At 70.7% G+C, this 23,657-nt stretch carries 13 protein-coding genes; 3 read left to right on the top strand and 10 right to left on the bottom strand.

Translation table 11 applies throughout. The features are described from left to right. From ACN28I_RS44140 to uvrA, 10 genes are all read right to left on the bottom strand, one after another. On the bottom strand, nucleotides 1–3,225 hold the full coding sequence (locus ACN28I_RS44140) for a tubulin-like doman-containing protein (protein WP_420947878.1): 3,225 nt from the start codon (nucleotides 3,223–3,225) through the stop codon (nucleotides 1–3). A 134-nt stretch (nucleotides 3,226–3,359) separates the two neighbouring features. Continuing rightward, nucleotides 3,360–4,103: an Imm52 family immunity protein gene (locus ACN28I_RS44135; protein WP_420947877.1), complete on the bottom strand. Its 744-nt coding sequence runs from the start codon at nucleotides 4,101–4,103 to the stop codon at nucleotides 3,360–3,362. A 14-nt stretch (nucleotides 4,104–4,117) separates the two neighbouring features. Next, complete coding sequence (locus ACN28I_RS44130) at nucleotides 4,118–5,599, bottom strand: Tox-REase-5 domain-containing protein (protein ID WP_420947876.1); 1,482 nt, start codon at nucleotides 5,597–5,599, stop codon at nucleotides 4,118–4,120. A gap of 179 nt (nucleotides 5,600–5,778) precedes the next feature. Beyond that, the gene (locus ACN28I_RS44125; protein ID WP_420947875.1) at nucleotides 5,779–7,854 is read right to left on the bottom strand and encodes a hypothetical protein; all 2,076 of its coding nucleotides are present in this window, start codon (nucleotides 7,852–7,854) and stop codon (nucleotides 5,779–5,781) included. Continuing rightward, nucleotides 7,855–10,032 (bottom strand): hypothetical protein, encoded by a 2,178-nt coding sequence (locus ACN28I_RS44120; protein WP_420947874.1) that lies wholly within the window; start codon nucleotides 10,030–10,032, stop codon nucleotides 7,855–7,857. It lies immediately after the preceding gene. Continuing rightward, nucleotides 10,032–11,231, bottom strand: coding sequence for a protein phosphatase 2C domain-containing protein (locus tag ACN28I_RS44115; RefSeq protein ID WP_420947873.1), 1,200 nt, complete (start codon nucleotides 11,229–11,231; stop codon nucleotides 10,032–10,034). Before ACN28I_RS44115 ends, ACN28I_RS44120 begins: the two co-directional genes overlap by 1 nt. After that, nucleotides 11,228–12,997 carry an FHA domain-containing protein gene (locus ACN28I_RS44110; RefSeq protein ID WP_420947872.1) on the bottom strand — a complete coding sequence of 590 codons (1,770 nt, stop codon included), beginning with the start codon at nucleotides 12,995–12,997 and terminating at the stop codon, nucleotides 11,228–11,230. The genes ACN28I_RS44115 and ACN28I_RS44110 overlap by 4 nt, the downstream gene beginning before the upstream one ends. 228 nt (nucleotides 12,998–13,225) lie before the next feature. Beyond that, nucleotides 13,226–13,978: an FHA domain-containing protein gene (locus ACN28I_RS44105; protein ID WP_420947871.1), complete on the bottom strand. Its 753-nt coding sequence runs from the start codon at nucleotides 13,976–13,978 to the stop codon at nucleotides 13,226–13,228. 188 nt (nucleotides 13,979–14,166) lie between these two features. Continuing rightward, nucleotides 14,167–14,394 carry a hypothetical protein gene (locus tag ACN28I_RS44100; RefSeq protein ID WP_420947870.1) on the bottom strand — a complete coding sequence of 76 codons (228 nt, stop codon included), beginning with the start codon at nucleotides 14,392–14,394 and terminating at the stop codon, nucleotides 14,167–14,169. A gap of 12 nt (nucleotides 14,395–14,406) precedes the next feature. Continuing rightward, complete coding sequence (uvrA, locus tag ACN28I_RS44095; protein ID WP_420947869.1) at nucleotides 14,407–19,707, bottom strand: excinuclease ABC subunit UvrA; 5,301 nt, start codon at nucleotides 19,705–19,707, stop codon at nucleotides 14,407–14,409. Between the two features lie 185 nt (nucleotides 19,708–19,892). Between uvrA and ACN28I_RS44090 the strand changes: the two genes are divergently transcribed. The 3 genes from ACN28I_RS44090 to ACN28I_RS44080 all read left to right on the top strand — a co-directional run bounded on the left by ACN28I_RS44090 (nucleotide 19,893) and on the right by ACN28I_RS44080 (nucleotide 23,484). Beyond that, nucleotides 19,893–21,086 carry a cytochrome P450 gene (locus tag ACN28I_RS44090; RefSeq protein WP_420947868.1) on the top strand — a complete coding sequence of 398 codons (1,194 nt, stop codon included), beginning with the start codon at nucleotides 19,893–19,895 and terminating at the stop codon, nucleotides 21,084–21,086. Between the two features lie 117 nt (nucleotides 21,087–21,203). Then, entirely contained in the window at nucleotides 21,204–22,385 is a 1,182-nt protein-coding gene (locus ACN28I_RS44085; protein ID WP_420947867.1) for a cytochrome P450, read from the top strand. 106 nt (nucleotides 22,386–22,491) lie between these two features. Next, a complete protein-coding gene (locus ACN28I_RS44080; protein WP_420947866.1) occupies nucleotides 22,492–23,484 on the top strand; it encodes a S1 family peptidase in 993 nt (330 codons plus the stop codon). The last annotated feature ends 173 nt before the right edge of the window (nucleotides 23,485–23,657 follow it).

The following is a 23,657-nucleotide window of genomic DNA, read 5'->3' as shown; positions in this document are numbered from 1 at the left end:
CTAGCTCCTCAGCTCGGCGGCGAGCGCCTCCACCACGTTGCGCTCGTCCTGGAGGAAGCGGCGCTCGGCATCCTTCTGCTCGGAGACGGCGCGAGCATAGGCCTCGGTGAGGCGGCGCTGATGGGCCTGCACCTCCTCCAGCAGCCTGGCGCGCGCGGGCCGCTCGGCCGTCGCGGTCACCCACGAGTCGTGGGCGTTCTTCTCCAGGTCTCCGCGGAGGACGGGGTCCAAGGCCTCGAAGGCGTCGAAGGCACGCACCCGATCCGGCGCCAGCTTGTTCTTCGTGCCGGCGAAGCTCCAGTGGTAGCCCTCGTCGTCGCGCGAGATGCCGCCGAACAGGGCGCACAGGGTGAAGGCGCGCAGGCGGGACTCGCGGGCCTCACGGGTGGCCTGGGCGGAGCGCTCGACGGTGCGGCGCTCCTCGGCGCGCTTGAGCTCCACGGGGTCCAGGTCCGGCAGGCCCGGCGAGGACTCCCACACCGCCTCGATGTGCAGCGGGTAGGTGCGGTTCTTGTCGTCGCGCACGCGCTTGTAGCCCGAGTACAGCTCGGACTGGACGTTCTTGAACCAGTACACGGGGACGCCGAGCAGCGCGCGGTAGAGCACCAGCGAGTCGCGCTCCTCCCAGCCCGCCACGCGGTTGGTGCCGGACACCACGCCCTTGAGGACGCTCCAGAGAGAGCCCTCCTCGTCACTGGCGTACTTGTCGTGCAGGCCGGCGTAGAAGACGTCCGCGGGCGTCACCGTGGGGTCATCGCGGCGCGTGGCATCGATGTGGGCCAGCAGCACGCACTCGTCGGACAGGCGCTTGAGCCGGTCCTCGATGCCGCGGCGCACCTCGGTGGCGGACACGGCGCGCAGCTCGTCCTCCAGCTTGCCCTTGCGGCGCAGCTCCTCCAGGTCCTTCCCGGCCTTGTGCAGGGCGATGTAGCGCTGCTCCAATTCCAACCCCGAGGCCAGGTCGAGCCCCATCTCCTCCATCACCCGGCCGTAGACCTGCAGGGCCTGGGTCTCCAGCTTGCCGCGCACGTGCTGGACGATCTCGTTGGCGTCGCGGGCGCGGAGCTGGCCACTCGGATCGCGCACCGGGGTGAAGGCCTCGGTGACGGAGTCGAAGATGTCGGCCACGCGGAAGTGGGCGTCGCTGTCGAGCTTGTGGCTGTAGAACTCCTTCCACAGCCGCTCGCGGCGCCGGTCGTCGCGGAGCACCTCGGCGTCCAGGTAGTACTGGGCCACGTCCGAGCCCGCGTCCACCGAGGCCGGGTCCTTGCGGAAGCGCTCGGCCTGGGACTCGGCGTCACGGGCGCGCTCGTCGGCCACCTGGGCCACCTTGCGGAAGGACTCCAGCCGGGCCTCGGCGTCCTTGCGCAGCTCGCTCTCGAAGGACTTCCAGAAGAAGCGCTTGATCTCGTCGCGGAACTCGTTGGCCCAGCTCTCCACCTTGGCCACCGCGCGCAGCTTGGCGGCGGCGAAGGCCTTGTTGTCCCGGTCCGTGATGCTCTGGAAGAAGCCGGGCTGTGCCTGCTTCGTCATCTCCGAGTCGAGCCGGGCGATCTCCTGGCGCAGCTCCGGGCTGTCGAGGTCGGGCGGCGTGCCCTCGGCCTTGAGGTAGGCGCCCTCCTCCGGGTCCTTGAAGGGGACGACGAAGGACTGCTCCAGCAGGCGCACGAGGAAGAGCCGCTGGGCGATGGGGTTGACCTCGTACTCCTTGAAGAAGGACTCGAAGAAGCGGCCGGTGCGCACATCGCCGCGCTGGGCCTCGAGGTACTCGCCGCACACGCGGGCGCGCGACTCGTCCTTGGCCCGCCGCAGCACCGCGATGGCCCGGCTCAGCGACGGGTTGCCCGGGTTGATGGACTGCTTCTCCACGTCCGGGATGTCGATCTGCTCGTCCAGCCTGCCGAAGATGGCCTCCAGCTTCTCGCGGAAGGCCTCGGCCAGGTTCTTCCCGCCCTTCCCGATCTGCTGCTGGATTCCGTAGAACTGGCCCTTCTCGTCGCGGCGCTCCTCGTCGGAGGCGCGGAAGGCCACGTAGCCCTTGAACTTCTCGTCGATGCGGCGGTTCTTCTCGTTGGGCTCCAGGCGCTGGAAGGCGGGGTCACCGTAGGGCACCTGGAAGTCCGGGTGGTCCGCGCCGAAGCAGAGGAACTGCCGGAAGGCGCTCGCCACGTAGCGCAGGCCCGCGTACTTGAGGAGGTCGCGGCGGGGCAGTTGCAGCAGCGCGGTGCCGAACGAGCCGTAGTGCACGGAGAAGTGGCCCAGGGCGAGCTTCTTCTGGTGCTTCTCGTAGTTGTCGTACTCACCGGCCTGCGCGCCGAGCAGCGGCGAGAAGATCTGCAGGTAGCAGGCGTCGGCCACCGCGTTCTCGTACTTCTCGATGGAGAGCTGGTCGGGCCGGTCGATGAGGTAGGTGAGCGTGAAGGGGCGCTCGCCGACGACCTGGCGGTCGCGGTCCTGGCTGCCCGGGTCGTAGTGGAACTCGATTTCGCTGGAGCCGCCCGCGTAGTCGAGCTGGCGGTTGAGGTACTCCAGCTCCTTGAGGGCGGAGTAGCCGTTGGCGAGGATGTCCGGGTGGAGCTGGGGCTTCACCTTGTCGAGGAAGGCGGTGGGCAGGGTGAGCACGCCCGTGACGCTGGGGCGGCCCCAGCCCGCGTCGAGCACCATGCGCCGCAGCAGGTAGGCCATGGGCAGGAAGCCGCCCGAGCCGGTGCCGCCGGCCACCGAGCCGTAGAGCATGACGCGGACGACGCGGTTCTCGTTGTCGCGCCAGGGGTTCTCGCGGCGGGTGGACTCGTCGAGCAGCTTCTGGAGGGCCTTGCGGATGCCGCGCCGATCCTCCTCGAGGTTGTAGTAGAGGCGCAGGCGGCTCTCCATGCGGATCTGCCCGGCACCGGCGCCCTGGGTGGAGCGGAACTGATAGGTGGAGGGGACCCACTGGGTGACGAGCTTGTCCTCCTGGAGCTCGCGCTGACCGCGCTTGCGCTCGATGTAGGCGCGCGCGTCGAAGGCGGAGATGAGGAAGCGGTTCTCCACCGGGATGTCCTTGAGCTTGTCGAGGTCATCCTTGTTGGTGTCGATGCCCACGAAATGGGTCATCGACTTGATGCGCTCCCAGTTGGGATGACGGCGCAACCGGCCGGCGAGCAACTGGACGATCTTCCCGCCGTTACCACCGAGCCCCACGAACAACGTGGGGTTGAACTTCTCCGTCGCGAGCAGCCCCAAGACATCCCCCTCCGCGGCATCTCCACTGCATGTAGAGAGTACGTGCCCGATATAGCACGTCGCGTCGGGTGCGGAGGGGCACTCGTGGTGTGCCCGCGCTTCACACCTTGGAAGACCTCATGCCCGGCCTCGTTTCACCCGCCGGCTGGCTCAGGCATCGGCCGTTCGATGAGGCCCGCCCTGTCCAGCAACTCGCGGACGCGGGCGGTGAATGCCACATGCTCGGGGTTGCTCGCCGTCAAGGGCTCGAGGGAGAGCACGAGGAGCCAGCCCAACGTCCCCACCGGCTCGATGCGCACGGGGGCGGGCAGAGGCGGCAGGGAGCCCAGGCGGCGCGACAGGTACGTCAGCCAGCCCACGCGCACCTCTTTCTTCCGCTTCTGGACGAGGCGCACCATTTCGATTGAGCTCACCATGGCGAAGTCAGGGTCCCACGCGGTGGCCACACTGGTGAGCACCTCGGCCAGCACCGGGGCGGCCAATATCCGCTCCCGCTCCGGGCCCTCGTCGGGAGGAAGAATGAGGCAGGTGTTTCCCTCGCCAAAGGGCGAGTACTCACCGCAGTGGAGTTCGACGCGAGTCCGTCCCCTCTTCGCATTCCACACGTACTCGCTGAACCCGAGGTCCTCGATGACCTTTCTATCGGCGTCCCCGCGGTTCATGCCGCGAAGGAACAACTGCTCCCACTCGGTTGCCACGGGGCGGACAGGGTGACCAGGCAGCTCGCGGGGGGCGCCACGTCCGCCCCGGTACCACTGGACGAACGTCGGGTCACACCGCGCCAGCATGTGGAAGAAGAGCTCCGCGCGCCGGGCACACTCCAGGGCCGTCTCCTTGCGCGGGCCCCAGTACGCCCCCAGGTAATAGTCCTCCTGCATGCGTGCCCCTTTCTCTACCGTGCTGCTGGCTGAGGGTGGACGGTGATGTTGCCCCAGCCGTTCTTCTCGAAGAGTTTTTGAAGGAAGCTCGCGAATTCCGCCTCGGCCACGTACCACACCACCGGCAGATTCAGCGTCTCTGCTGCTTTCGACTGCCGCCTCGCCTGTTCCACCAGTCCCTTGAAACCCTTTCCAGCCTCGAACCAGGACTGGGCCGTACCGTCCTTCGTGAGGAAGTGCTTGTAGCTTCCCCCCTTGGCTTCCAGCAGGGCCTTGCCGTTGAAGCCGTCGAACTCCACCACGCCCACCATGTACACATACCAGGCGGGACGCCCCGTGATCTGCTCCTGGTAATCGAGGGCCTGCTTGGACTCGGTGGTGGGCTTCTTGTACGTCCACTTGCCGGGACCGCGCGCTGAAGCTGTCTGGGTGGACGTCCCCGCCTTGCCACTCGCGCCGCCGGTGTTTCCCTGGCCGCTCACCGCCATGTGAAGGATGGAGAGGGCGCCCAGGTCCATGCCCACCGTAGCCGTCGTGCCTGCCCCCATCACGGCCCTGCCCAGCACCAGCTCGCCCTCGGCCGTGAGCGACAGCACCGGCAGCGCAGCCTCCAGCCCCCCCATGCGCCCCACCGTGGCTTTCGCCCCTCCGAGCAGCATGAGAACGTGCGTGGACAGGCGTGCCGCCTCGCGTATCTGATCCTCCCGGGACATGGCACCGTAACGCGCGAAGTATTCGGGTGAGGATGCGATGAGGTGCGCCACCGTGGTGGGCAGTTGCCCCAGGTCCTCCAGCGTGCGGATGGGGTGGAGGATGGAGTGAGCCAGGGCCATTACCATCTCCGCCATGGCGTCCTGGGCCCCGTCGAGCGCGGCGTTGAGCGGGTCCCTCCCCAGGCCCAGTTCCGCCAGGGGCGGGCTGTCCGCGCGCCGCAGGGCCTCCGTGGCCGGGTAGAAGACCCCCCCGTGCGAGACGTAGAAGCCGCCCACCACGAGGCGGCCTACCCTCCACTCCCCCTCCACCAGCTCCAGTGGACCCAGGCGATGAAGCGGCGTCCCATCGAGCGCTGCCACCAGGTAGCCGTCCGGGCGCACCAGCACCACGAACCCGAAGCGCTCGGCACGCCACTGCAAATCGGCGTATTCCACACGCTCGCCGCCCTCGAGCACCTCGCGCAGCAGCCAGAACAGCGCCCGGCGCGGGGCGAAGCTCCGCTGTGTCACGGGCGTCTTCACCAGTTGCCGCAGGAGTTGGCGCGCCTGCTCCAGGTAGAGCGCCGCGCCCGCCGGGTGCCGGGCCTCTTCCCCGAGGCCGCTGGCCTCCTGCACCACCTGGAAGGGGTCCGCCGTCTGCTCGGGGAAGCCGCACGCGGCTCCCTCCGCATCTCCGGGCGGAGGAGTGGCCGCGGGCTGCCGGGGTCCGGAGTTGTCACGGGACGAGGTGAATCGCGAATGGAGCCCGAAGCCACTCGTGAGGCTCTCGCGCGGAGGGCCCATGGCGCACCCTTCGAGGAGCACGACCACTGCCAGAGCCAGTATGACCACGCCGAGTTGACGGCTCGGGATACGAGGCGCCGCAGTGGCGGGTGGCCTCGCATCAGATGCATTGCGTGTATCGCTCACGGGTATTGCCGGTACAACCACATCCACGTTGGGGCGCAGCCGTGCGTACAGAATCAGCTCCACTTCAAATACAGACTGCCCACCCGGTACACCGTGTTGGGCGTGTACCCGATGGCCAGCTCCTCGACCGGCACGGGCTCCCACTTCCCGGTGCGCTGCACCTTGCGCTCGAGGCCCCCAGCAGTGACGAAGCGCGTGGAGCCTCCCGGCCCCGCCTCCAGGACGAGCACCGCCGCACGTGGAGAGCGCACGAAGTCTCCCCCCGCGTTCAGGCACATCCGGGCGTTGCGGTAGAAGCCTCGCGTCCCCCCGGGCGTCTCGCGCAACGTGAGCGCCGAGGCCCGCTTGAGCCCCATCTCCGAGCCCGCCACGTAGACACTCGCTGCTGGATCGAAATCATGCGGCCGGACGAAGCCCGCGACGATCCAGCCAAAGCCAAGCATCCCCGCCGCCAGGGTGAGCCAGGGCCACCAGCAGCGCAGCCAGCCCGTCTCGTCTACCTTCACGACCGCCGGCACCGTCACGGCCGAGGCGGCGTAATGCGGATGCTCCGCGGAGAAGAGCACCCCAAGTCCTGACGGAGCCAGCCGGCCACAGCATCCCTCGGCAACGAAGCAGACTTCATACTGGAGCGGCTGTCCCTTGCGGCCATTGCCCAGGTCCGCCTCCGAGCCCGCGACGGGACCACAGCTCAGCAGGCCCTCCTCCACCGTCCCCTGTGCGGTGCATTGGATGGGCACCCGGTCCGCGTTGGTGGAACGGGACAGGTCCACCGTGACGCACCGGCGCGTCTCGGAGCGCTCACCCCGCCACTGGCCGAAGTCGATCGAAGCCGGATTCGGTACCAGGGCGAGGTCGAGGAAGCCCTCCACCTGCACGTTCCGGCGCGCGCGCTGCTCCATCCACGCGTTGCGGAACGTCACCTGCACGGGCGTGGGCGCGCCATCCTGCGATAGCCGCGCGGGCGTCCAGTCCGCCACGAAGCGCCCTCCCCCCTCATGGCGCAGCGGCACCTCCTGGCCATCGAGCGTCGCCACGGCCGCGAAGCCGTCCGCCTGGAAAAAGGTCTCGTCATCGAACGTCTTCCCCCGGAAGAGCAGCCGCGCGTCGAGCCGCACCTGCTCGCCCACCCGGGCCGTTGCCGGCACCGCCAGCGAGGCCTCGAGATCGTAACGAAGGATGAGCCCGTAATCGATGTCACCCGAGCCCTTCGGCAATGACAGCGTCCAGCGGCTGGGCTGGTCCGGCGAGTTGGGCGCGCGGAACACCTGGTAGTGGCGGTGCGGCGGCTGGCACAGCTTCGGCGCGCCCCCGTAGCGCACGCCGGGTGGACACCCATTGTCCCCCGAGGCCTGGACCGGAACGTTGCCCTGGGGGCCCTCCAGCTTCGCGGTGTACGCGGGCCCGGGCGAGGCCGACGCCGTGGCCACCAGCACCTCCACCACGTACTTGCCCACCTCGAATGTCTTCGACTCGCCGGGTGACAGCGAGCCCGTCTCCGGCCGCGAGCCCAACACGCGGGCATAGCCCCGGGTGAAGGCTTCGATCACCTCGCGCGGCTTCTGCACGAAGACCAGATCCTGCGGATTGCGCGCCAGCGGCTTCAGGAATTGCTCGCCCGTCTCGCGCATCTCGTCACTTCCAAAGAGCCCGATGACCAGCGTCTCGAAATCCGCCCCCTCCGAAACACCCAATGTCCGGGGGCCCTCGGCCGGGTCCTTCAAGTCCTGCGGGACACCATCCGTGAAGAAGAGGAACAGCCGGTTCGGCAGCGTCGAGCTCCGCAACCGGTTCCCCGCCTCCTCCAGCGGGCGCTTGAAGAAGGTGCCCTGCGCATAGGGCAGCGCACGGATGGCGTCCGCGTCCCGGGCGGGACGGGGCGGATCCCTCTCGCTGTCCCCGAAGGCCAGCACCTCGACACGGTCGGCCGAGCCTCTCGCCAGTCCCTCGACGATGAGCGTCCCGAGCACCGCGGCGCGCTCGGGGTCGTTGGGCGGATACCGGCGGCCATTGTCGTCCCGGGACTCGACGCCCATGGAGCAGGAGTTGTCGAGAATGAGGACGATCTCGTTGCCCCCGCCCGCCGCTCCGGAGAGGAGCAGGGGCAGGACGAGTTGCGCGAGCGTCATCTAGAGCTCCACCTTGAAGTACGTGCCCCCGGCCCGGTACAGCACCGAGGGAGAAGGAACATGGCCCTGGGCCAGGTCCGCCACCGGCTCCCACTTGAGGGTGCGGCGGTCCTGCTGCTCCAGGGGACCGAGGCCCGTCAGCACCACTCCAGCGCCCCGGGTGGCGCGCAGGATGAGGACCGCGTTCCGGGTCCGGCCGTTCACCTCGCCGTCCCCATGCAGGCCCAGCCGCGCGTCACGGTAGAAGCCGGGGCTGCTGCCAGGACACGCCTGCAGGAGGATGGCGGCGGACTGGCGCATGCCTCGCTCGCTCCCGGCCACGCGGAGGGCCGCACCGGGCGGGAAGCGCGCGGGCTGGGTGAAACCGGCGATCACCACACCGAAGCCGAGCAGCGCCAGCGTGGGCCACACCCAGGCGCCATGGCAGCCGAGGAAGCCCCGCCCCTCGACCTTCCAGCGCAGGCGCACCGTCTTCTCCTGCGCCTTGAACTCGGGGGTGAGCGGCACCACGCGCAGCACGGCCGAGTCCGGTGACACCTCCCCGGCGCAGCGCGGCACCTCCAGGCAGATGTCGAGCCGCCGGTCCTTCGGATCCAACGCCTCGATGCCCAACGAGGGCTCCAGCCCGCGCGCGTCCGCCTGTCCCAGCGCGTTGAGGAAATGGAGCACCGGGCGGGACTGGCAGCCGCCAAGCCCCTCGGTGCGCAGCTCCCAGCGGTGCTCCTCCGCGCTCTGCGAGCCGCTGAAGTCGAGCTTCTGGCAGGCCTTCGTCACGGAGGTGCCCGCCGCGACGGTGCCGAAGTCCAGCTCCGCCGGCAGCTCCAGCTTCAACGGGGGACGCACCCGCACCTCGTGCGCGGGCATGGCCACGGGCCCTTTCGGCGTCTGGAACACGATGGACCAGCTCACGTTCCCGGGCTCGCCGTAGGTGGCTGAGAACGTATACCGGTCATCCGCCCGGGGCGGCCCCCGGTAACGCTCCTCGCCCGTGTCCACCATGCGGGCCTCCACCTGGGGGTCCGCGAGCAGTGCGTCCACCTGCTGGCGGCCCGTTCCCGGCTCCGGGCGGAGGAGCCGCACCGTGCCCTGGCAGGGAAGCCCGATGTAGCAGGTGCGTGGCAGCTCCGAGGTGTCGAAGCCGAGCCCCAGATCGCTCACCGTGGCGGAGACCTCTCCCGCGGGGCACACCACGCGCTCGCCCACGCGCCCGCCCGCGCTGAGCCGCACCTCGCGCGGCTTGGGGGACGCGGGCGGAATCCACGTGGCGGCGAGCGCACTGTCCGCGCGGAGCACCCGCGGCTTCTCCCCTTCCACCTGCACGGTGAACTCCAGCGAGAGGCCCGCCGGCGGCGAGACCACCGGCACCTGTCCCGCCGCATCGAAGAGCCGGGCGAGCAGCGCGGTGGACTGTCCCGCCACGAGCGCCTCGTGCTCGGTGGGCTGCACCACGCGCGCCCGGAAGCCACAGACCTCCACCTTCAGCTTCTGGGCCTCGGAGGCCGCTGCCCGGAGCGTCTCGTTCTCGCCGAGCGGCGGCGCCTCGGGGAGGAACTCGATGCGCACGGAGTCGGAGGGCGGGAGCGAGAACCCGGCCGACACGGTGCCGTCCGGCTGCACGGTGCCCTTGTGCTCGGTGCGCTGTCCGCTCGCGTCGGTGACGCGGAAGGTCCCTCCGAGGATGCGGCGCAGCGCCCCGGCCTCATCGCGGACCGCGCCCACCACGGTCACCTTGTCCCCGGCGGTATAGGGGCCAGGGGAGATGCGCTCCACCCGGGCCTCGAGCTGCATCCGCGGGGGCACCGCGGAGGGCGTGACGTGCTCGCCATTGATGACGTGCTCCATCACGAGGCCGGCGCTGTGTCTCTCCCCGTAGAGCCGCGCGCATTCGTATTCATTCGTCCGCTGCCAGGTGTCCCGATTGCGCGCGAGGAACGTCGTGATGCAGGTGTTGTCGTTCTCGTCGTAGCAGGCGAAGCAATCCTGTCCGTTGGTGAGCCATGCGTGGAAGTGCCATTGGGCGTGCAATGCGCGCACGGCCGGCTGGTCACACGCGGCGACGAAGTTCGGCGGAGTCCCCTCGTACCCTCCGACACAGTAGGTCACCCCGGCCTGTGCCCCGGCGGGCACAGCCCACAGGAGCGGCACGAGGGCGAACAGCGCCGCGAGCACGCGGAGCATCACTTCCCTCCGGATTCCGTGACACGGGGATCAGCGGACGGAGCCGGTCCTGGGGTGTGCGGCGTCCCCATCCCCGTGGGCGGTCCGGACTGAGCGACGCCCGCGTCCTGCTCCGTTCCACCATCGGTCTCCACCCCGGGGGAGGAGCCCTGAACGGGCGCTGGCGGCGACGGTGTGCTGGCCGCCCCCAGCCCCAGGGCAATGCCCACGCCCATGGTCAGGATGCCCGTCGCGAGCAGCCACCACAGCGGCACCCGGCGCCCGGAGCTCCCCGCTGACACGGCCGCGGCCGGAGCCGCTGGAACCACTGGAGCGGCGAGCTCCCTCCTGCGTGGCTCGGGAACCGGCTCGGCCCGCACCGCGGGGGCGGGCTCGGGCGCGAGCATCGGCATGCCATCCGGGAGCGTCTCCCGCCGTGCGACCTGGGGGCCCTTCACCCTGCGCGGCACCTCGGGCTGTCCCGCCACGAGCAGGATGACCGTGATGTTGTCGGCTCCACCGCGCTCGTTGGCCGTCTGGATGAGCCGCGTCACCGCGTCCTGGTAGTCGCGCCCCTCGATGAGCGGATACAGCTCGTGGTCCTCGATGAAGTCGTACAGCCCGTCGCTGCACAGCAGCACCACGTCGCCGGAGCGCAGCTCCAGCGGCTCCGCCCACACCTCGGGCTTGAAGCTCTTCTGCACGCCCGGGCTGCCCCCCAGCGCCTGCACGAGCACGTGCGAGTCGGGATGATTCCGCGCCTCCTCGGCCGTGAGGATGCCGTGGGTGATCATCTGCGCGACGCGCGTGTGGTCTCGCGTGCGGTCGATCAGCCCTCCGTCGCGGAACTGGTAGAGGCGGCTGTCGCCCACCCAGCCCACGTAGCAACGCGAGCTCATCACCCAGGCGATGACGCCCGTGGTGCCCATGCCCGGCGCGCCCCGGGTGACCACGGCATCGAGCACCGCCTGGTTGGCCTCGACGAACGCCTGGTAGATGGCGGCAGGCGGGTTGTCGGCCGCGCTGGCGGTGAGCACCTCGACGAGGCGATCGCTGGCCACCTGGCTGGCCACCTCACCGGCCTCGTGGCCGCCCATGCCGTCACAGACGACGAGCAGGCGGGAGCCGTCCGGCTGAGCGGCGACGCGGAAGGAGTCCTCGTTCTGCGCGCGCTGGCGCCCGACGTCGGAACTCCCGTGGATGTAGAGCGGGAGGCTCATTCGTCATCTCCCCTCGCGGGTGCGTAGAGGGTTCTCGCCTTCGCCCGAGGGGCTTCGGCGGACGGTTGGGGGTCGGCGGGGGCCGAGGGCGGCGCCGCGGCGATGGGCACCCCCGCGGAAGGCTCTGCGGGCTGGAGCCCGGGCTGCACCAGGGTGAGCTCGAGCTGTTGCGACAGGCGGATGCTCTGGCCGGGCCGCACCTGGACGCGCTCGCCCGGATTCAGGCGGCGCCCGTCCACGAAGGTGCCGTTGGTGGAGTGCTCGTCCTTGACGAAGACGTTGCCCCCCTTGAAGAGCTGCACGGTCACGTGGTGGCCGCTGAGCTGGGGCAGGTCGACAGCGAGGTCCATCTCGCCCTGCCGGGCGCCGATGGTGAACGTGGACTTGTGCACCCGGTAGAACGGCTCGAGTCCGGGAGGCCCCTTGCTCACCACCAGCCGCGTCTCCGGCAGCGTGGCGAAGGGATCCTTCCACACCGCGGGAGCGGCCGGAGGAAGCTCGGGCTGCGCGGGAGGTGGCTCGGCCGCGGGAGGTGGAGCGGCGGGCTGCGCGGCCACGGGCGGCGAGGGATTCACGGCCGGAGCGGCCGGCTCCGAGCGGCGCCGGGACAGGAACACCATCAGGGCGATCAACAGCAGCAGACCCAGGCCGATGAGGAGGGCCAGCAGCCACCAGGGCAACCCACCCGGGGCCGCACCCGCGCCGGGAGCACCCGCCGGGCCACTCGCACCAGGAGCGCCCGGTCCACCACCGGGCTGCGCCGTGCCACCGGGAGTCCCCATGGCGCCACCGGGCTGCGTCGCCGCCCCAGGAGTCGCCGGAGTGCCTCCGGGCTGCGTCGCCGTCCCGGGGCTGCCAGCCGCCGTGCCCGGCTGAGCCGGGGAACCAGCGCCCGGCGTGGCTCCCGGTTGGGCCGTGGAGCCGGGAGTGCCGGGCCGGGCTCCCGTGCCAGACTGCGCCTGGGAGGCCCCCATGACGACCGAGCCCGGACAGGCGGCGGTCGCGGGGCCCTCGGCCCTCTGCCGGAAGGCGATCGGGTCGCTCCAGGCGGTGGGGGTCTGGCCCACGAAGGCATCGACGGAGAGCCGATCCGAGGTCTGCCCCGGCTTCACGCCACAGAAGGCCACATCCAGCCAGTAGAGGTGCTCCAGCGCCCCCACGAGCCCCATGACGGCCTGCCGGGCATCGACGTCCCCCTCCTGGATGTAGCGGCCTCCCGAGCCCTCGGCGAGCTGGGACATCTCATCGAGCCGCTGCGCGATGCCCTTGCCCGCGCTCTGGCCACTGAAGACGATCACGTGGACACGCACGCCCCGATCGCGCGCCTCGCGGGCGAGCTCCTTCACCTTGAGCGCGGCCGACTCCTCGCCGGCATCGGTGAAGACGATGACCTCGCGCGAGCCACCACGCGGGAGCGGCTGCTTGCGCGCGGCCTCGCGCACCGCCTGCTGGATGTAGAACTTGAGCCGGGTGACGAGCTGGTCCGTGCCCCGCGCCTCGACTCGCGCCAGACACGCCCGGAGCCCGGCGGCGGTGGTCTCCTCGCAGTGGGTGGACTTGCTCTTCCCGAACGTCATCACCGCCACGGTGTGGTTGCGGGACCGGGCGCCGAGCTCGTCCGCATACGCCTCCGCGAGGTCGAAGGCCTGGGGCCAGTACGCGGCGAACGACTTGGACTGATCGAAGGCCAGGACGGTGTAGCGGCGCTCCTTGGAGGAGTCGGCCATCCGGGCCACCGCCTTCACCTCCGCACCGGCCTGCTCCACGGCGACGCGGAAGCGATCCGGCGAGGCCCCCGACGACCGGAAGCTCCTTCTGGAGGGAGGGATCGGTGACCTCGACCTGGAGCCGCATCCGCCCGTTGGAAGCGGGAGGCGCCGCGAGCACGGTGAGGCCATTGTCGGCGGCGGCCGCGGGGACGCCCACGAGGAGCGCGGCGAGCAGTCCCGCGAGCATGATGACGGTGCGATGCATGGACATCCCCCCTCGGCCGCTCACGGGGAGCGCCGGGACAGCAACTGCTCGGGGACGATGACGAGCACGAGGGTCGTCCCGCCCAGGGTGATCACCGACTGGTTCTGCAGGACGATCTGCTCGCCGTGGACGACGGCACCGTTGACGATGGAGCCATTGCTGGAGACGTCGATGAACGAGGCATCCTCGGCACGGATGAAGAGGAAGGCGTGCTGGCCGCTCACGCGCCCGTCGTCGATCATCACATCGCAGTCGGCGTTGCGGCCGAGCACGTTGCGCCCGGCGCGCAGCGGGTGGACACGTCCGGGGTCGGTGGGTCCGCGGTACTCGAAGAGGGCGCCACGGACGAGCCCCACGGCGGCCGGGCTCTCACCGCCGGTCTCCACGATGGTGCGGGCCTTGGGGCGAGGAGCGGCGGCCGGAGGGGCGGGAGCAGGCGCGGGAGCCGGCGGCATGACGGCGGGGGCCTGGGCCGGACGGGAGGGCGGAAGGGACGCGGCGGCGAAGGGATCGCGCGGGTCGAAGGTGGGCCGGGGCGGGGGCGGATTGGCGAAGAAGTCCGCGCCCCGGTGGGCGGGAGGAGGCGGAGGCGCCGCCGGGTCCGGCTCGAAGATGGTGCGGCGTTTCTGATGCGGGTTGGCCGGCTGGGGCGGCGGCGGCGGCGCGGGTGCACTGGCGCCAGGAGCGGGCCTGGGAGGCGTCAGGTCCATGCCGCACATATCGCAGTAGGCGGCACCGGCATCGTTCTCGTTCTGGCAGGAAGGACAGCGCATGAGGGGCGGCCACGACTCTAGGGCACGCCCTGGAGGAAACTCCAGCCGGACGAGCCCCCAGGCGCCTACGAATGAGCCAGGCGGCGATTGCGGACCTCTGGGGATACTCCCGGGCACCTCATCCTGGCTGCTCCTCGGATTTGTCGAAGCCGCAAGCAGTGCGCATCTCGTTCAGCGTATCGATGACTTCACCGTGGCGCATCAAACTCCTCCCATCCCTCCGCATCCCACGCCAGCGGCTCCTCCTGGGAAGAGAACTCATCCACGGAGGGCGGGGCCGTCCCATAGGCCACCGCATCCGAGGAACCGCTTTGCGCGGCAGCTCGGAGCGCGAGCTTCGCAAGGCGCACCTGCTCGTCACGTGAGAGCTTCTGGACGAGCGGCAAGAGGTCCTGGGCGGTAAGAGTCTGGCTCATGGGCGCCCGGCCTCACCTTCCCCGCGCTGCCTTCCGGATCGGCTCGTCGGCGGCGAACACCGACTTGAGCACCCGGCCCGTGGCCGTCTTCAGCCGGGCCACGTCCTGCGGCGTCCCCTCCGCCACGATGCTCCCGCCCGCCTCGCCACCCTCGGGCCCCAGCTCCACCACGTGGTCCGCCGAGGCGATGACGTTCGGGTGGTGCTCGATGACCACCAGCGTGTCCCCCCGGTCCACCAGCCGGCGCAGGAAGGCGATCAGCTTCGACACGTCTCCCAGGTGCAGGCCCGTGGTGGGCTCGTCGAGCACGTACAGCGTGGGCTCGTGGCGCGTGGACGCCGTCAGCTCCGCGGCCAGCTTCAACCGCTGCGCCTCACCACCGGACAGCGTGTTCGAGCCCTGGCCGAGCTGCAGGTAACCCACACCCAGGTCGGACAGGCAGGACAGCGGCGCCGCCACCTTGGGGATCGCGTGGAAGACGTCCTTGGCCTCGTCCGCCGACAGGCGCAGTGCGTCGCCAATGGTCAGCCCGTGGTAGCGCACCTCCAGCGTGGCCGCGTCGAAGCGCGCTCCGCCGCAGGCCTCGCACGGGGTGACGACGTCCGGGAGGAAGGACATCTCGTGGGAGATGGCGCCCTGCCCTTCGCACGCCGTGCACCGCCCGCCAGAGGTGCTGTTGAACGAGAACCGCGTGGGAGAGAAGCCCCGCAGCTTGGCCTCGGGCGTGGCGGCGAACGCCCGGCGCAGCTCGTCCCAGAGGCCCAGGAAGGTGGCCGGCACCGAGCGCGGCGTGCGTCCGATGGGAGACTGGTCCACGGCCAGCACGCGGCGGATGGCCTCCATGCCCGTGAGCGACTTGAAGGGCCCCGGGCGCGTCGTCACCAGCCCGAGCTTCTCGCGCAGGGCCGGGTACAGCACGTGCCGCACCAGGGTGCTCTTCCCCGAGCCCGACACCCCCGACACCACGGTGAGCCGGCCCACGGGAATGCGCAGATCCACACCCTTCAGGTTGTTGGCGCGAGCCCCCTTCAGCTCCACCCACTTCTCCGCCTGGCCCCGGGCCGTGCCCGCCAGCACCGCGGGCTCCCGGAGCGCACGGGCCGTGGGAGCATCCTCGACCTGCAGCACCTTCTCGGGAGGGCCCTCGGCGAGGATGCGCCCGCCACCCCGGCCACCGGTGGGCCCCAGCTCGACGAGGTGGTCCGCCGCGCGGATGGTGTCCGTGTCGTGCTCCACCACCAGCACGGTGGAGCCGGTGTCCACCAGTGCGCGCAGGTTGGACAGCAGCCGGTGCGTGTCACGCGGGTGCAGGCCGATGGTGGGCTCGTCCAGCACGTACATGGCCCCGGTGAGGCCCGCACCGAGCTGCGCGGACAAGCGCAGCCGCTGCATCTCTCCACCCGAGAGTGTGGCCGCGTTCCGGTCCAGCGACAGGTAGCCCAGCCCCACCCGGTCCAGGAACTCCATGCGCCGCAGCAGCTCCTGGCGGGACGGCTCGCCGAGCAGTGCCCGGTCCCCGCGGAACTTCCATCCGCGCACCTGCTCCAGCGCGGCGGTGACGGACTGCTGCACCACCTCATGGTAGCGCTGCCCCTCCAGCTTCACGGCGCGCGGCACCGGCTCCAGGCGCGAGCCCTCGCAGGTACGGCACGGCTCCGAGCGGCCCTCGGCCAGCGCCTCGGCGCCTCCCTCCACACCAGTACCCTCGCAGTCCACGCACCGGCCCTGCTTGGTATTGAAGGAGAACCACCGCGGATCCATCTCCGGCACGGAGAAGCCGCAGACGGGGCAGGTACGCTCGCTGGACAGGAGCGTCTCCTTGTTCCCGTTGGAGCGGACCTTCAACGCGCCCTTGCCCCAGGTGAGGGCCTTGTCGAACACCTCGCGCGGCAGCTTCGCCAGCTTGCCCTGGTACATGACGAGGTCGATGTCGTGCTCGCGCGACTTCACGAGCTGGGGCGGCTGATCCGTGGAGACCACCTTCCCATCGGCGATGGCGGTCTCGATTCCGGCGCGGGCGGCGGCGGTGAAAACATCCAGGTAGGTGCCCTTGCGCGCACGCACGGCGGGAGCGAGCACGGTGCCATCGCCCTTCATGGCGGTGAGCTGCGCGTAGAGGGCCTCGGCCGTGGTGGCGGCGATGGGCTCGCCGTCACGCGGGCAGTGGGGCTGGCCCAGCTTGGCGAAGAGGAGGCGCAGGTAGTGGGCCACCTCGGTGACGGTGGCCACGGTGCTCGTGGCGCCCGCGCGCGAGGTGCGCTGCTCCAGCGCTACCGAGGGCGGAATGCTGCTGATGCGCTCCACGTCCGGGCGAGGCATGGTGGGGAGGAACTGGCGCGCGTACGGCGTCAGCGTCTCCAGGAAGCGCCGCTGCCCTTCCGCGAACACCACGTCGAAGACGAGCGAACTCTTGCCCGAACCGCTCGGCCCCGTCACCACCGTCATCTTCCCCAGGGGAATCCGGCAGGACACCTCCTGCAGGTTGTGCTCGCGCGCATGCTCCACCTCGATGGCCGGAGCCACCTCCGCCGCGCCCTTCGCACGCCTGTCCTGCACCACCGGCGCGGCCAGCTCCCCGCGCAGCGCCGCCGCAGTGAGGCCCTTGCTCTTGGCGAGCTGCTCCGGCGTGCCCTCGGTCACCAGGCGCCCGCCGTTGCGGCCACCGCCCGGGCCCAGGTCGATGATCCAATCCGCGCCCCGCATGACCACGAGGTCATGGTCCACCACGACGACACTCGCGCCGCGCTCCACCAACTCGTGCAACGCGGCGAGCACCTGGCGCACGTCCGCGTCGTGCAGACCGGCGCTCGGCTCGTCGATGAGGAAGAGCGAGCCCTTCGCCTCGCTGGCCAGGGCACGCGCCAGCTTGAGGCGCTGGGCCTCGCCACCGGACAGGGTGGACAGGGGCTGGCCGAGGGGCAGGTACCCCAGACCCAACCGCGACACGGGCCCCAGCGCGCGCACCAGCGGCTTGTCGCCGGCGAAGCGCGCGAGCACCTCGTCCACGGTCAGCTCCAGCATGTCCGCCACGGAGAGGCCATGGTGCCGGATGGCCAACACCTCCTCCTTGAAGCGGCGGCCCCGGCACACCGGGCACAGCAGGGACACGTCCGCGAGGAACTGCATCTCCACCGTCTCGTAGCCTTCGCCCGAGCAGGCCTCGCAGCGCCCCTTGTCCACGTTGAAGGAGAAGTGCGCCGAGGTCAGCCCGCGCACCTCCGCCTCGGGCTCGGAGGCGAAACGCTCTCGCAGCCGGTCCCATGCCTTGGTGTACGTGGCCGCGTTGCCGCGCGAGGTGCGCCCCAGCGGAGACTGGTCCACGAAGGTGACGCGCTCCACCGCCTCCAGCCCGTCCACACCGTCCGCCTCGCCGGGCAGCTCCACGTCCTTCTCGCCCAGGGCGCGCCCCAGGTGGCGGTACAGCACCTCGTCCATCAGGGTGCTCTTGCCCGAGCCGCTCGGCCCGGTGATGGCGCACAGCACGCCCAGCGGCACGCTCACCGATACGCCCTGGAGGTTGTGCGCCCGCGCATTGCGCACCACCAGCTCGCCCGTGCGCTGGCGCGGCTCGCGCTTCACTTCGCCCGTGCCCGCCAGCAACCGGCCGGTGGGCAGGTCCGCGCGCTTCGCCAGCGCCTGCGGCGTCCCGTCGAAGCACAGCTTCCCACCGTGCTTGCCCGCCCCGGGCCCCAGCTCCAGCACGCGGTGCGCGGAGCGGACGACGAGCGGATCATGCTCGATGACGAGGGCGATGTTGCCCCGGGTGGCCAGCTCGGCCATGGCTCCGGTGAGCGGCCCCACGTCGGCGGGGTGCAGGCCCACGGTGGGCTCGTCCAGCACGAAGAGCGCCCCCGTCAGCGAGGTGCCCAACGCCGCGGTGAGGGACACGCGCTGCGCCTCGCCACCGGACAGCGTGCGCGCGGGCCGGTCCAGCGTGAGGTAACCCAGGCCCACCCGCTCCAGGTAGCCGAGGCGCCCGGCCAGCTCGCGGCGCACCAGCTCGCCCTGGCCGGTATGGGTGCGCAGGGCCTCCAGCCGCGCGCGCGCATCGGACAGCTCCAGCCCGTGCCACGCGGACAGATCCAACCCGCCCACGCGCCAGGCCCGCGCGGACTCGTTGAGACGCGCGCCCTGACAGCTCTCGCACAGCGTATAGGCCCGGTAGCGCGAGAGCAGCACGCGCACGTGCATCTTGTACGTGCGGCTCTCCATCCACCGGAACCACGCGCGCACGCCCGGGTACGAGCGGCCACCGTGGTAGTCGCCCTCCCCTTCCAGCACCCGCTCGCGCTGCGCCGGGGTGAGCTGATCCCAGGGCCTGTCCAGCGGGATGCCGTGCTCGCGCGCGTAGCGGAACAGCATCTTCCGCTCCCACTCGGACGTCTTGCCCGACCAGGGACGGATGGCGCCCTTCTCCAGGCTCAGCGACGGGTTGGGCACCACCTTGGCCCAGTCGATTCCAATCGTGCGGCCGAAGCCCTTGCACGGGGGGCAGGCCCCGGTGGGCGACTGGTAGCTGAAGAGGCCGGGCCGGGCCTGCTCGAACTCGCGCGAGCACTTGGGGCACACCAGGCCGCGTCGGATGCGCCGGGTGCCCGAGGGCGTGAAGGCCTCCGCCTCGCCATGGCTCATCGCCCACGCGGACTCCAGCGCCGCCGTCACCCGGCCGAGCTGCCCCTGGGACAGCTTCACCCGGTCCACCACCACGTGCGCCACACCGGCCGGATCCGTGGCCTCGGCGGGCCGCAGCGACTCCAGCTCACGCACCTCGCCCTGCACCACCAGCCGGTGGTAGCCGTCCTTCAGCAGCCGGGCGCGCACGTCGAGGAACTCGGCGGTGTCCGCGATGCGCAGGGGGAAGGCCAGCACGGCCAGGGCGTCGGGCTCGGCGGCGAGGGCCGCGGTGGCGGCCACGCGTGCATCGGTGCGCACCGCTTCCACCCCACAGGTCGGGCACACGGGCATGGCCTCACGGGTGAAGAGCGCGGACAGATACGCCTCCACGTCGGCCAGCGTGGCCACGGTGGAGCGCGAGCTCTTCACCGGGGCACGGCGATCCACGGCCACGCCCGCGGCCACGGGCTCCAGCGTGTCCATCGGGGGCCGCTCCAGCCGCTCGAGGAACTGGCGGGCATACGGGCTGAAGCTCTCGACGAAGCGGCGCTGGCCCTCGGCGTAGAGGGTGTCCAACGCGAGGCTCGACTTACCGGAGCCCGACACCCCGGTCAGGCACACCAGCTCGCCTTCGGCGAGATCCACGGAGAGGGATTGGAGGTTGTGGGTGCGGGCGCCAACGAGGTGCGTCTTGTGCATGGGAGGCGCTGATTTAACGGCGGAAGTCGGGCCCGCCAACGGAATCTGTCACGTGGGACCGGGCAGGCGTCCGGGCAGTCCCAGACAGTTGTTGACCGGGCTGCGTGCGCATTTCCATTCGAACCCCTATGGGCGTGGTGCCGATCTAGCCTGCTGATCCCCCCCACACCCCCAGAGGCCTGCGCATGAGCAGCAGAGTGAACCTGCTCGCACCCGAAGTGCGGATGAATCCCTATCCCCTCTATGCCGAGCTGCGCCGGAACGCACCCGTGAGCCAGGTGGACCCGGGCGGGCTTTGGGCCGTCTCGCGCTACACGGACGTCATCACCGTGATGAAGAATCCGCAGCTCTTCTCCTCGGAGGGCATCCGGCGGACCTACCGCCCGGAGTGGATTCCCGACTACCCGATGGCCGACTCCATGCTCGTCATGGATCCACCGCACCACACCCGGCTGCGCTCGCTCGTCAGCCGGGCGTTCGGGTCCTCGGTGGTGAGCCGGCTGGAGCCACGCATCCGGGAGCTCGCTCAGCAGATCGCCGCCGCGCTGCCTGCGGGCCAGACGGTGGATTTCGTGGAGGCCTTCTCCATCCGCTTGCCCATCGCGGTGCTCGGAGATCTGGTGGGCATTCCCCCCTCGCTCCACACGCGGCTCAAGCACTGGGCCGAGGTGATGACCCAGTTCACCAGCGTGGGCCCGGAGGACACCGGCTTGCAGGAGCGGATCCGCGTCGCGGTGGCCGAGGCCCGCGAGCACTTCGAGCAGGTGGTGGAGGAGCGCCGCCGCGCGCCCCGTGAGGATCTCGTGAGTGAGCTGCTGCGGGCGCGCGTGGACGGCGAGGCGCTGACGGCGACGGATCTCATGGGCTTCATGTTCCTGCTGCTCATCGGCGGCCTGGAGACGACCGTGCACCTGCTGAGCATCAGTGCCCTGAAGTTCCAGGAGGATCCGGCGTTGATGGCGCGGCTGCGCGCGGAGCCGGGCCTCATCCCCCGCTTCATCGACGAGATGTTGCGCCACAGCGGCCCGGTGCACGGGGTGGTGCGGCTGGTCACCGACGAGGTGGAGCTGGGCGGCGTGCGCGTCCCCCAGGGCGCGCGGTTGCTGCTGCTGATGGCCTCGGCCAACCGCGACGAGGCCTGGTTCGATGACCCGGACCGCTTCGACCTGGACCGCCCCGGTCCGCAGAACCTGCCCTTCGGCCATGGCGTCCACTTCTGTCTGGGTGCCCAACTCGCGCGGATGGAGGCCCGGTTGGCCCTGGAGGCACTGCTCGCCCGCTGCACCCGGCTGACGCTCGGAGAGGAGCCGGCGCGGTGGAACATCTCGCTGGTGATGCGCGGGCCCACGCTGCTGCCGCTCGCGGTGCACCCCGCCTGAGTCCTCGGATACCCCACGGCCACCCCGGGCCCGCCGGGGCGGCTCCCCCTCGGGCTGGGCTACGATGAAGCCCCCCCGCATCACCCCCGAGGTAAGCCGATGAGCAGTACCAGTCGAGTGAACCTGTTGACCCCCGAGGTCCGCGCGAATCCCTACCCCGTCTACGCCGAGCTGCGCCGCAACGCGCCCGTGAGCCAGGTGGATCCGGGAGGGATGTGGGCCGTCTCGCGGCACGACGACATCCTGTACGTGCTGAAGAATCCGCAGCTCTTCGCCTCCGAGGGTTTCCGTCAGGCCTACCGCCCGGCGTGGATCTCCAACTACCCGCTGGCGGACTCGGCGCTGGTGATGGATCCGCCGCGCCACACCCGGCTTCGGGCCCTCATCAACCGGGCCTTCGGGACCTCCGTCATCACCCGTATCGATCCCTTCGTCCGCCAGCTCGCGACCCGGCTCGTCGCGGCCATCCCCGAGGGCCGCCCGGTGGACTTCGTGGAGCACTTCGCCACGCCCATGCCCATGGGCGTCATCGGCGAGCTGCTGGGGCTGTCCCCCGAGGTGCACCCGCGCCTCATGCACTGGGCGGAGCACCTGGCCACCTTCACCAGCATCGGCCCCGACGACACCGAGAAGCAGGAGGCGATGCGCGCCACGGTGAACGAAGCCCGCGGGCACTTCGAGCAGGTGCTGGAGGAGCGCCGGCGCAACCCGGGTGACAACCTGGTGAGCGACCTGGTGCGCGCGCGCGTGGAGGGCGAGTCCCTGTCGGACACGGAGCTGCTGGGCTTCATGTTCCTGCTGCTCATCGGTGGCCTGGAGACGACGCTGCACCTGCTCAGCCACGCCGCCCACCGGCTCCACCTCCAGCCGGAGCTGATGACGCTGCTGCGCGAGCAGCCCATCCTCATTCCCCGCTTCATCGAGGAGGTGCTGCGCCACGAGCCGCCGGTGCACGGGATGATCCGGCTGACCACCCAGGAGGTGGAGCTCGGCGGGACGCGCTTGCCCAGGGGCGCGCGGGTGCTCACCCTCATGGGCTCGGCCAACCGCGACGAGTCCCACTTCCCCAACCCGGACCTCTTCAACCTGGACCGCCCCGGTCCGCAGAACCTGCCCTTCGGCCATGGCATCCACTTCTGCCTGGGCTCCCAGCTCGCGCGGTTGGAAGCACGGCTGGCCGTGGAGGCACTGCTCGCCCGCTTTTCCCGGCTCACCCCGGGAGACGCACCGGTGCAGTGGAATTCCTCGCTGATCGTCCGGGGCCCCGCGAAGCTTCCCCTGGTGGCCCACCCGGCCTGAGCCTGGGGCGTGCCCGGCTGCCCTGCCTTCATCGGGACACCCCCCACGTGATGCCTGCCCGGTCTCGTCGGCGTGTCCATGCTCTACGGAAGGCAGGAGGCCCCCCATGTTGAACGTCGATACCGATATCTCAACCGCTCGGGCGGTCGCTGCCCGGGCAGCCCCAGCACTCGCCATCCTCGAAATGCCCGGCCGCCAGGGGGTCGGCTTCGTGGCCTCTCCCGGGGGCCAGCTCGTCACCAACCTCCATGTGGTGGCGGGCGCCGAGGAAATCCACGTCCTGCTCGCCGACGATCAATTGCTGCAGGTGGAGCGGGTGATCGCCCTCGACGAGAAGCGGGACCTGGCCGTGCTGCAGTTGCCCATGCACGGGCTGGAGGCGCTCCGGCTCGACGGCGGGGTCCACCCGGGCGAGGGAGACGTGCTCTTCATCCTCCTCCCAGCCGGCGGGGGCATGCTGGGGTTGATGGAGACGCGCGTCCACGCGGTGCAGGTGCTCGATGAGTCCCTCACCTTCCTCGAGCTGGAGGCGGGCCTGCCGGAGGATGCCTCGGGCAGCCCGGTGATGGATGTCTCGGGCGCGCTGGTGGGCGTGGCCACGTGCGCCTTCGCGGACGGACGGCCCGTCACCATCGTCATCCCCTCGCGCTATGTGGAGCCGCTGCTGGAGTGCTCCGGGACGCAGCCGCTCTCCACGCTCGCCCTGGCCCGGCCCGCGGCCTCGCGCCAGCGGCAGGTCCCCACCCACCCGCTCTCCATGCTGGAGGGCTGTGCCACCGACAGCGTCGAGGAGATCGCCTTCGCCATCATGCAGGCCATCCAGCTCGGTGCCCCCGCCTACAACCGGGGAGACCCCGAGTCCTGCTACCGCACCTATGAGCGCACGGCCGAGCGCCTCATCCAGGAGCGTCCGGATTGTCCCGGGGCCCAGGCCGCCCTGCGCGAGGGGCTCCAGCGGTGTGCCCGGCTCGATGGCGCGGACGCCTGCGCCTGGGCCTTGCGCGACACCTTCGACGGACTGCTCCACGTCATCGACCGCTGGCTCCAGGCCCAGGCCGCTTTCGCACGCATGTCCGCACCCAGATCGTACCTCCAGTGAAGTGCCCCGCGAGCTCCGCCGCCGAGGGAGATGACCCATTGGGGATTCCGTTCAGTCCCTGACGCCATGGGTCCTCTCCCGCCGCCGGTGTGGCTGTGGGTCAATCCCCACCCACCGGGGGCGGCGCCGACCCGTAGTAGAACGTCGGTTCGACGCCACCCCCCTCGGTGAGG

Origin of the sequence: Archangium gephyra, assembly GCF_049060025.1 — a bacterium.
Classification (GTDB): Bacteria; Myxococcota; Myxococcia; order Myxococcales; family Myxococcaceae; genus Archangium; species Archangium gephyra_A.
This window is presented reverse-complemented; position numbering and strand designations above follow the sequence as displayed.